Annotated in this window: 9 protein-coding genes and 1 pseudogene; 1 reads left to right on the top strand and 9 read right to left on the bottom strand. The window is 70.7% G+C overall.

The annotated features are described in order from the left end of the window. Positions 1-187 precede the first annotated feature (187 nt). The 5 genes and pseudogenes from VFM98_RS12325 to VFM98_RS12305 all read right to left on the bottom strand — a co-directional run. A pseudogene (locus VFM98_RS12325) lies at positions 188-550 on the bottom strand (response regulator); the annotation flags it as partial. 291 nt (positions 551-841) lie between these two features. After that, positions 842-1942: a flavin reductase gene (locus VFM98_RS12320; protein ID WP_325110217.1), complete on the bottom strand. Its 1101-nt coding sequence runs from the start codon at positions 1940-1942 to the stop codon at positions 842-844. 2 nt (positions 1943-1944) lie between these two features. Next, the gene (locus VFM98_RS12315; protein WP_325110216.1) at positions 1945-3078 is read right to left on the bottom strand and encodes an amidohydrolase family protein; all 1134 of its coding nucleotides are present in this window, start codon (positions 3076-3078) and stop codon (positions 1945-1947) included. 66 nt (positions 3079-3144) lie between these two features. Then, a complete protein-coding gene (locus VFM98_RS12310) occupies positions 3145-3966 on the bottom strand; it encodes an NUDIX hydrolase (protein ID WP_325110215.1) in 822 nt (273 codons plus the stop codon). Further along, positions 3966-4949 carry a quinone oxidoreductase gene (locus VFM98_RS12305; protein ID WP_325110214.1) on the bottom strand — a complete coding sequence of 328 codons (984 nt, stop codon included), beginning with the start codon at positions 4947-4949 and terminating at the stop codon, positions 3966-3968. Before VFM98_RS12305 ends, VFM98_RS12310 begins: the two co-directional genes overlap by 1 nt. A 109-nt stretch (positions 4950-5058) precedes the next feature. Between VFM98_RS12305 and VFM98_RS12300 the strand changes: the two genes are divergently transcribed. Then, positions 5059-5958 carry a DMT family transporter gene (locus VFM98_RS12300; RefSeq protein WP_325110213.1) on the top strand — a complete coding sequence of 300 codons (900 nt, stop codon included), beginning with the start codon at positions 5059-5061 and terminating at the stop codon, positions 5956-5958. A gap of 145 nt (positions 5959-6103) precedes the next feature. On the opposite strand, the gene VFM98_RS12295 is transcribed toward VFM98_RS12300, so the two are convergent. The 4 genes from VFM98_RS12295 to VFM98_RS12280 all read right to left on the bottom strand — a co-directional run. Beyond that, complete coding sequence (locus VFM98_RS12295) at positions 6104-6901, bottom strand: SDR family oxidoreductase (protein WP_325110212.1); 798 nt, start codon at positions 6899-6901, stop codon at positions 6104-6106. Between the two features lie 78 nt (positions 6902-6979). Beyond that, complete coding sequence (locus VFM98_RS12290) at positions 6980-8269, bottom strand: DUF3422 domain-containing protein (protein WP_325110211.1); 1290 nt, start codon at positions 8267-8269, stop codon at positions 6980-6982. 8 nt (positions 8270-8277) lie between these two features. Further along, on the bottom strand, positions 8278-8733 hold the full coding sequence (locus tag VFM98_RS12285; RefSeq protein ID WP_325110210.1) for a hypothetical protein: 456 nt from the start codon (positions 8731-8733) through the stop codon (positions 8278-8280). Between the two features lie 88 nt (positions 8734-8821). Beyond that, a partial coding sequence (locus VFM98_RS12280; protein WP_325110209.1) for a tripartite tricarboxylate transporter permease occupies positions 8822-9343 on the bottom strand: 522 nt, incomplete at its 5' end.

Here is a 9343-nt window from a genome sequence, read left to right as displayed (position 1 = left end):
GATTCGGCCGGCGCGCTGGCGCCCAGCCGGCTCAAGCCGGTGCTGCCGGAACAGCAGGCGACAAGGGCGCTGCAGTAGCGGCGGCAGCCACCTGCGCGGCGGGCAACGCCTGGGCGGGGAGCTCCTGCGGCGCGGCGGCTTGCGGCTCGGCGTCGGCCTTCGCGTCCGGCGCGGCGGCCTGCACGTCGCTGCGGTGCCGCACGCAGTAGTCCACCAGGGCTTCCAGTTCGGTCGACTTGTCGAACACCGCATCGGCGCCGAGCTGGCGGCAACGCCAGCGCACGTCGCGCGAGGAATGGTTGCTCAGGACCACCACCTTCTGGCCCGGCTTGCGCTGGCGGCAGGCCTCCAGCACGTTGAGGCCGCTGCCCTCGCGCAGGAACAGGTCCATGATGGCCAGGTCCCAGTCGTTGCGCGCGAGCCAGCGCTTGGCCTCGTGCTCGGTCTCGGCGGTGCCCACCGGTTCGAACTGCGCCAGTTCCTTGAGGGTTTCGATGAGGTTGTCCCGGATCGTCGAGCTGTCCTCGACGATGAAGACGCGAAAGGCCATGTGAACTTCTCCAGCGTGGCCCCGGAATGCGGCCACCGTCTGGCGCCTCACTCTAGGCCGCACGTCACGGCCCTGCTGAAAGCACGCAAGCCAAGCGGATGTAGGAGACCGCAGGCTGGTGCTGACCGCGCGCAATGCGCGCCGGAAGCCCAGCTTCGCTGCGCTCGCTGATCGCTGGGCTTCGGCGCTACCGCGCGCTCAGCACCAGCCTACGCATCCGCACCGCGCTCGACCTCACACCGCCTGAACCGGATCGCTCGACCTCACACCGCCTGCACCGGATGTTCGACCTCACACCGCCTGCACCGGATCGTTCGACGCCACCTGCGCCGGACTGCGGCCGCCCAGGCGGAACGACAGGGCGGCGGCGCAATGGCGCAGGCCCGTCACGAGCGGACTGCCGTCGCTCAAATCGATCCGCTGCGAGCTCCCGATCGCCGTCAGCGCCAGCACCATCTGGCCGCTGTCGTCGAACACCGGCACGCTGGCCGCGCTGATGCTGGTGCCGTACAGGTCGGTGAAGCGGTCTGAGCCCACCAGGCGCACGATGCCGCTGGCGCGCGCCTGCGCCAACTCCTGCTCCACCCGCACCAGGTCCAGGCCCTGCGCGAGCTCCTCCTCGATGAAGGGCTGCGTGATCTGCCGCGGCAGCCAGGCCGCGAAGGCCAGCCCCGTCGCCGACGTGAGCACCGGCAGCACGAGGCCGGTGCGCAGGTTGTCGCTCACGGGCTCGCTCGCCTCCTCCCAGCGCACGATGGTCGGGCCCTTGTTGCCCCAGACGCCCAGGCCCAGCGTCTCGTCCAGGTCGTCCGAGAGCTCCACCAGCGCCCGCGTGGCCAGCCGCACGGCCTTCAGCCGCGCGACGTTGGTGCCGCCCGGCGTGGCCATCAGCCCCAGGTCGTGCGGCTGCGCGACGAGGTACTTGCCGCCGCCGAACACCAGCGGCTGCATCGCCGTGCGCTCGATGCGCTCCACCTGGCCGAGGAACACCAGGTGGTCGCCGCCCGGGAAGCTGTCGATGCGCCGGCATTCGAGCCAGGCGGCGCAACCCTGGATCAGCGGCACGCCGCCCAGGCCCGCACGCGTGACGCAGCCGGCGAACTTGTCGCTGCCGGCGTGGGCAAAGCGGTTCGCCACCTCGATCTGGTCGTCGGCCAGGATGTTGACCACGAAGCGCTCGGCTTCGCGGAACACGGGATGGCTGGGCGCGCTGCGCGACTGACTCCACAGGATCAGCGGCGGATCGAGCGAGACCGAGCTGAAGGAGTTGGCGGTGAGGCCGTGCGCCTTGCCGTTGCGGTCGAGGGTGGTGATCACGGTCACGCCCGTCACGAAGGCGCCGAGCACCTGGCGCAGCGCGCGCGCGTCGAAGGGTTGGGCAGCCGCGTTCATGGTCACTTCAGCCTCAGCAGCCGCGCCGCGTTGCCGCCCGCGATCAGGTCGCGCTGCGCCTTGGGCAGGCGTTTCACCTGCGCGAGCAGGCCCAGCGGATCCTCCTCGCCCATGTCGTAGGGATAGTCGGTGCCCAGCACCACCTGCTCGGCGCCGAAGCGCTCCACCAGGTGCTTGAGCAGCTGCGGGTCGTGCGTGACCGTGTCGAAGAAGAACTTCTCCAGGTACTTCGACGGCGGCCGCTTGATCACCGTGCGGCAATCCGGCCGCGCGCGCCACGCGTGGTCCATGCGCGCCCAGTAGTGCGCGACGAAGCCGCCGCCGTGCGCCACCAGCACCTTGAGCTTCGGGTGGCGCGCCATCGTGCCGTCGAAGATCAGGTGCGACACCGCCACCGTGGAATCGAGCGGGTTGCCGATCACGTTGTTGAAGTAGTGGTGCGTGAGCCGGTCGGCCTGGGTGTAGCCGGTGGGGTGCAGGAACAGCAGCACGCCCAGCTCCTCGGCGCGGGCGAAGAACTTCTCCAGCCCCAGCTCCGTGTCGGTGAGGTTGCGGCCGTTGACGTTGGTGCAGATCTCGACGCCGCGCAATCCCAGTGCATTCACCGCATGATCGAGCTCGCGCACGGCCAGCGCCGCGTCCTGCAGCGGCACCGAACCGAGGCCGACGAAGCGCTCGGGCGTCTGCGCCACCAGCTTCGCGATGCCCTCGTTCACCTCGCGCGCGAGCTGTGCGCCCTCATCGGGCGGGGCGAAGTAGAAGAACTGCGAGGGCGCGGGGCACACCGCCTGCACGTCGACGCCCATGCGGTCCATGTCCTTCAGGCGCTGCTCCACCCGCGTGAGCTTGGGCGTGCGGATCTTCAGCTGCCGCGCGTTGGTCACGCGGGTGAGGTCGTCGGCGAAGATGGCGGCGGGATCGTGCTGCGCCGCGTCCAGGTGCGCCGTCTTCGCGCTCACGTCCGGATTGAGATAGTGGCAGTGCAGGTCCACCACCTGCGTCCTGCCCCGGCGGCCGCGGGCCACCACGCGCGACGCCGCGGCGCGCAGCGAGGGGGCCTTCAGGTGGGCGGAGCGGGCCGCTGCGGCGTGCCGGTGCCGCGGGTCGGTGCAATCCGGTGAGCACGTGTACAGCAAAACGCCTCCTGGGTTGACGGTCGAGCCATCATAGCGGGTCGCCTGGGGCGGCCCCGCGGGCCAGCGTCAGCCGCCGAACGCCGCCTCGAGCACCAGCGATGCGTCGATCGTGAACGCCTCCTGCTGCAGCAGCACCTCCACCTCCTCCGGCGCCATGCAGCGAAAGCCCGCGACTTCGCCATCCTGGTTCGCGGGCTCGACGCCTTCGGGCAAGGTGCAGCGGTACCAGTCGATCACTTCCACCACGTAGCCGTGCGCCTGCTCGCGGAAGGGCCGGCGCGTGAGCGTGCGGCCGCCGTACTGCAGCTCCTGCAACTGCTCGAGCCGCAGGCCCGCCTCTTCCCAGGTCTCGCGCGCCAGCGCGTCCTCGATCGCATCGCGCGCCGGCACCAGGCCACCCATCAAGGTGTCCCACAGGCCCGGGTCGGTCGGCTTGTCGAAGGCACGCTGCTGCACCCAGTGCCCGCCGCGCGGATCCACAGCCACGAGGTGCACCGCCTGGGTCGCGATGCCCAGTGGCCGCACGACGGCGCGCTCCACGGTCCCGAGCAGCGCGCCCGCCTCGCTGCGCACCGCGAGCTGCTCGTCGCGCCAGGTGTGCGCCAGCCCGCGCTCGCGCAGCACGAAGGCGAGCTGCGCGAGAGACGGCGTGAGCTCGCCAGCGACTTCCCATGCGGCCTGCGCATCCAGCCAGCGCACCAGCGAACCGCCCGCGAGCCCGGCACGCTCGAACAGGTCCGGCTCGACCGAGCCGATGCGCTCGCCGCGCCAGGCCAGCGCCACGCGCGGGCGCCGCGGCGGGCAATCGGCCGCCGCGTGCAGGTGCGCGCGCCACGCCGGGGCCAGCCGCAGCGCGCCCGGGAGCCTGGGGGCCCAGGCTCCTTGCATCACACCGTGAGGATCGTGCAGCCGGTGGTCTTGCGCGCCTCCAGCGCCTGGTGGGCTTCGCGCACCTGCGCGAGCGGGAAGCGCTGGTCGATGCGGATCTGCACCTTGCCGCTGGTGACGGCCTCGAACAGGTCGTCGGCCATCTGCTGGTTGGCCTCGCGGGTGGCGATGTGCGTGAACAGCGTCTGCCGCGTCACGTACAGCGAGCCCTTGTTGCCCAGGATGCCGGGCGCGAACGGCGGCACCGGCCCCGACGCGTTGCCGAAGCTCGCCATCAGGCCGAAGGGCCGCAGGCAGTCGAGCGACTTGTCCCAGGTGTCCTTGCCCACCGAGTCGTAGACCACCTTCACGCCCTGGCCGCCGGTGATCTCCTTGACGCGGGGGAGGAAGTCTTCCTTGCTGTAGTTGATCATGAACTCGGCGCCGAGCGACTTCGCGAGCTCGCACTTGGCGTCGCTGCCCGCGGTGCCGATCAGGCGCAGGCCCATGGCCTTGGCCCACTGCACGGCGATCAGGCCCACCCCGCCGGCGGCGGCGTGGAACAGCACGAAGTCGCCGGGCTGCAGGCCGCCTTGCGGCTGCGTGCGCTTCAGCAGGTACTGCGCCGTCAGGCCCTTGAGCATCATGGCCGCGCCGGTCTCGAAGCTGATCGCGTCGGGCAGCTTGCAGACGTTCTTGGCCGGCATCACGCGCTCTTCCGAATACGAGCCGGGAGGATGGCTGGCATAGGCGGCGCGGTCGCCCGCCTTCAGGTGCGTGACGCCCTCGCCCACCGCCTCGACGATGCCCGAGGCTTCCATGCCCAGCGTGAGCGGCATCTCCATCTTGTAGAGGCCGGTGCGCTGGTAGACGTCGATGAAGTTGAGGCCGATCGCCTTGTGGCGGATGCGGATCTGGCCGGGGCCGGGCTGGCCGACTTCGACGTCGACCAGTTCCATCTCCTCGGGGCCGCCATGCTGGCGGATGCGGACTGCCTTGACCATGGTGTCTCCTTTGCGTTGTGGCTTGAAGAATGCCGCGCATCCTGCCACGAATCCGTCAGCAACGCCTCAGCGCGGGAGATACCCGCGGGCGTAAAGTCGCGCCCTGCCCATGACCCACCGCCTGACGCTTTCCACCGCGCTGCTGCTGTGCGTCCCGCCGATGCTGTGGGCGGGCAATGCCGTGGTGGGCCGCATGGTGGTGCCGCTGGTGCCGCCGATGGCGCTCAACTTCCTGCGCTGGGCCTGCGCCTTCGTGCTGCTGCTGCCCTTCGCCTGGCGGCTGCTGCGGCGCGGCAGCCCGATCTGGCCGGGCATGCACCGCTACGCCGTGCTGGGCCTGCTGGGCATCGGCAGCTACAACGCGCTGCAGTACATGGCGGTGCGGACCTCCACGCCGATCAACGTGACGCTGGTGGCCTCCAGCATGCCCTTCTTCATGCTGGGGCTGGGCGCGCTGTTCTTCCACCAGCGCATCACGGGCCGGCAGCTCGTGGCCGCCGCCCTCTCCATCGCCGGCGTGCTGGTGGTGCTGTGCCGCGGCGAGGTGAAGCAGCTCGCCCACCTGCACTTCGTGCCGGGCGACCTCTACATGCTGCTCGCCACCGCGTCGTGGTCCCTCTACAGCTGGCTGCTCACCCGCCCCGGCGATCCGCCCGAGGTGCGCTCGGACTGGGCCGGCTTCCTGGTGGCGCAGCTGGTGCCGGGGGTGGCGTGGTCGGGGCTGTTCGCGGCCGCCGAGACGGCGGTGACGACGCAGCAGATCCAGTGGGGTTGGCCGCTGGCGGCCGCCCTGGCCTACGTGGCGATCGGCCCGGCGATCCTGGCCTACCGCTGCTGGGGCCTGGGCGTGCAGCGCGTGGGGCCCAACATCGCGGGCTTCTTCTCCAACCTCACGCCGCTGTTCGCGGCGCTGCTCTCCGCCACCTTCCTGGGTGAGCCCCCGCACCTGTTCCACGCCCTGGCCTTCGTGCTGATCGTGGCCGGCATCGTGGTCTCGTCGCGGCGGTAGGAAAGCCAGACTTCCGGACGCAGAGGACGCAAAGGGTACGCAGAGGACGCAAAAGAAAACCTTCAATAGTTTTCTTTGTCTTTTTTGCGTCCTCTGCGTATCTTTCGCGTCCTCTGCGTCCGGCTATTTGGTCTTCACTACGGGCTCAATACGTCCCCGGGTACGCGCCGCCGTCGATCAGGAAGTTCTGGCCGGTGATGTAGCTGGCCTGGGCGCTGCACAGGAAGGCGCAGGCGGTGCCGAATTCCTCGGGCGTGCCGAAGCGGCGCGCGGGGATCGTGCTCATGCGCTGCTGGCGCATCTCCTCCACCGACTTGCCGGTCTTCTTGGCGCTGCCTTCCAGCGTGGTCTTGATGCGGTCGGTGTCGAACACGCCCGGCAGCAGGTTGTTGATCGTCACGTTGCTGGAAGCCAGCTTGCTGGTGCGCGCCACGCCCGCCACGAAGCCGGTCAAACCGCTGCGCGCGCCGTTGGACAGGCCCAGGATGTCGATCGGCGCCTTCACCGCGCTCGACGTGATGTTGACGATGCGGCCGAAGCCGCGGGCAGCCATGCCGTCCACCGTCGCCTTGATCAGCTCGATGGGCGTCAGCATGTTGGCGTCCACCGCCTTGATCCAGGCCTCGCGGTCCCAGTCGCGGAAGTCGCCGGGCGGCGGGCCGCCGGCATTGGTGACGACGATGTCCCAGTCCTTGCGGAAGGCGAACACCTTGGCGCGCCCTTCCGGCGTGGTGATGTCCACCGCGATCGGCTCGATCTGCGTGCCCTGCGGCACCTCGGGGTCCTGGCGCAGGCGCTCGGCCGCCGCCTGCAGCGCCTCGGCGCCGCGCGCCACGATCGCGACGTGCGCGCCCTCGCGCGCCAGCGCCAGCGCGCAGCCATATCCCAGTCCCTTGCTGGCGCCGCAGACCAGCGCCCATTTGCCCGTGATGCCCAGCTTCATGTGGTGTCGCCTCGATTGCAATGAAGCCGCGATGATACGCAGCGCGCGTGCGGGTGCCCTGCACGGCCGCCGTGCGCGTCAGCGGTGTGCCAGCAGGCGCGCGTGCAGCCGCCGCAGCGACAGCCACACGCCGCCGGCGACGAAGGGGATCGCGCAAGCGGCCGTTGCCTCGGGGCTGAAGGGCCAGCCGATGGCCGCCGCGCCCTTCGCCAGGTAGCTCACGAGGCCGACGATGTAGTAGGTGATCGCCGCCACCGAGAGGCCTTCCACCGTCGCCTGCAACTGCAACTGGAGGTCCTGTCGGCGGTTCATGGTGGCGAGCAGGGCCTGGCTGCTTTGCTGCTGCTCGATCTCCACCCGCGTGCGCAGCAGGTTGCTGATGCGCGAGACGCGCTGCGACAGCGCGTCCTGCCGCCGCACCGCCCAGGCGCAGGTGGCGCGCGCCGGCGACAGCCGCCGCTCGAAGAACTCGCCCAGCGTCTGCAGCCCCGGCAGGCGCTGCTCGTGGATGTCGGCCAGGCGCTGGTCCACCAGCTCGAAGTAGGCGGCGCTGGCGGAAAAGCGGGAGTGCGTGGCGGCGTAGTGGCTCTCCACCTGCCCCGCCAGGCGCGTCAGCCGGTCCAGCAACTGCGGCTCCTCGTGCCTTCCGGCGACGCGGATCGCCTCGGCCAGCGCGGCGAGTTCACCCTCGGCCACCGCCAGCAAGGTGGCGGATTCGCGCGCGGCCGGCAGCCCCAGCAGCGCCGCCATGCGGTAGGTGTCCACCTCCAGCAGCCGCTGCACCAGCCGGCCCAGGCGGCGCGGCGGCAGCTGCCCGGCCAGCAGCACCATGCGCGAGCCGCCGTCGGCATGCAGGGCGAAATCGGTGAACACGCGCGCGTGGCCGCCGGAGACGGTGGCGCCGACCAGCGTCTCCTCGTGCAGCACGTGCCGGGTGAGCGAAACGTCCTGCGCGTCGGGCTCGCCCGGCAGCACCCACAGGTGCAGCGCGTGCAGCATCTGCCCCGGCAGCGCGGCCAACCACTCCTGCGGCACGGCCTGCGCGGCCGGCACCGGCTCCTGCCGGCCGAAGCCTTCGGCATCGAAGGGCCGCGAGAAGGTCCAGGTCACGAACTCGGTGTGCAGCTCCCAGCGCACGCGAAAGCCGCCCACGTCCAGCCGCAGGTGCGTGCCCTGCGCGTCCGGCAGCGGCAGGTGGTGGTCGCGCAGCAGCGCCGCCAGGTGGGCGCGGCTCGCCTCGCGCCCGCCGCCGTCGCCCAGCATGACGAAGTGCGACAAGGCCAGGGGCGCCGCCATCGCCTCCGGCGGCCGGGCGTGGATCTCGTTGTGCAGCGCCACCCTCTGGGGATGGGCGGAAGGCTGGTGCATCGGATGCCTCAGTAGTCGGCCGAGCGCCCCATGGGCAGGCCCCATCCGAGCAGGATCCAGCGCCACTTGGCGACGGCGCGGAAGGCCTGGGTGTGGCCGGTCGGATCGTGCAGCGCCTGCCCGCGCACCAGCGCCAGGGTGATGGTGCGCGGCGCCTCCGCGCCGGGCGGGCAGATCCAGTTGCGGCCGTCCTCGATCTCGCAGCCGGTGAAGCGGCCCGAGGGCTCGGACTTGCCGAGCGTCCAGAACAGCACCTCGTGGCGCCGCGGCAGCGCCCGGAAGCGGAAGCGGTCGGCGCGCGCCAGCTGGCCGGTGCAGGTGGCTTCGCGCCATTCGCCGCCGCTGCAGGCCACGGTGTAGACGGTGGATTCGCCCTGGATGGTGACGAAGTCCGTCAGCCACGCCCAGCCCGCGAGCGCGGCCAGCACGGGCAGGAACAGGAGGGACGCGGTCGAGTTGCGCACGTTGGCCCGCATGCTAACGGCTGCCGGGCCGGGCGGGGAACAAAAAAACGGCCCCGGAGGGCCGTTCTTGCGGGCTTGTTGCGCGCGCTCAGTCTTCGACGAAGGCTTCCTCGCGCTTGCTCTTCACCGCGGGCAGGGCCACGATCACGATCAGCAGCAGGGCGGCAGCCAGCAGGCCGGCGGAGAGCGGGCGCGTGACCAGCACGCTCCAGTCGCCGCGCGAGAGCAGCAGCGCCCGGCGCAGGTTCTCCTCCATCATCGGGCCCAGGATGAATCCGAGCAGCAGCGGCGCCGGCTCGCATCCCAGCTTGATGAACAGGTAGCCCACGATGCCGAAGATCGCCACCATCCAGATGTCGAACACGTTGTTGTTCGTCGAGTACACGCCGATGGCGCAGAACAGCACGATCGAGGGGAACAGCCAGCGGTAGGGCACCGTCAGCAGCTTGATCCACATGCCGATCAGCGGCAGGTTCAGGATCACCAGCATCGCGTTGCCGATCCACATCGAGGCGATCAGGCCCCAGAACAGCTGCGGGTTGCTGGTCATCACCTGCGGGCCCGGCTGGATGTTGTGGATGGTCATCGCGCCCACCATCAGCGCCATCAC

The organism is Ramlibacter sp., assembly GCF_035706265.1.
GTDB lineage: Bacteria > Pseudomonadota > Gammaproteobacteria > Burkholderiales > Burkholderiaceae_C > Ramlibacter.
This window is presented reverse-complemented; position numbering and strand designations above follow the sequence as displayed.

Coding starts and splice junctions, on each gene's coding strand:
- VFM98_RS12310 (WP_325110215.1), bottom strand. CDS start 3,966: ATGCAAGGAGCCTGGGCCCCCAGGCTCCCGGGCGCGCTGCGGCTGGCC.
- VFM98_RS12295 (WP_325110212.1), bottom strand. CDS start 6,901: ATGAAGCTGGGCATCACGGGCAAATGGGCGCTGGTCTGCGGCGCCAGC.
- VFM98_RS12305 (WP_325110214.1), bottom strand. CDS start 4,949: ATGGTCAAGGCAGTCCGCATCCGCCAGCATGGCGGCCCCGAGGAGATG.
- VFM98_RS12290 (WP_325110211.1), bottom strand. CDS start 8,269: ATGCACCAGCCTTCCGCCCATCCCCAGAGGGTGGCGCTGCACAACGAG.
- VFM98_RS12300 (WP_325110213.1), top strand. CDS start 5,059: ATGACCCACCGCCTGACGCTTTCCACCGCGCTGCTGCTGTGCGTCCCG.
- VFM98_RS12320 (WP_325110217.1), bottom strand. CDS start 1,942: ATGAACGCGGCTGCCCAACCCTTCGACGCGCGCGCGCTGCGCCAGGTG.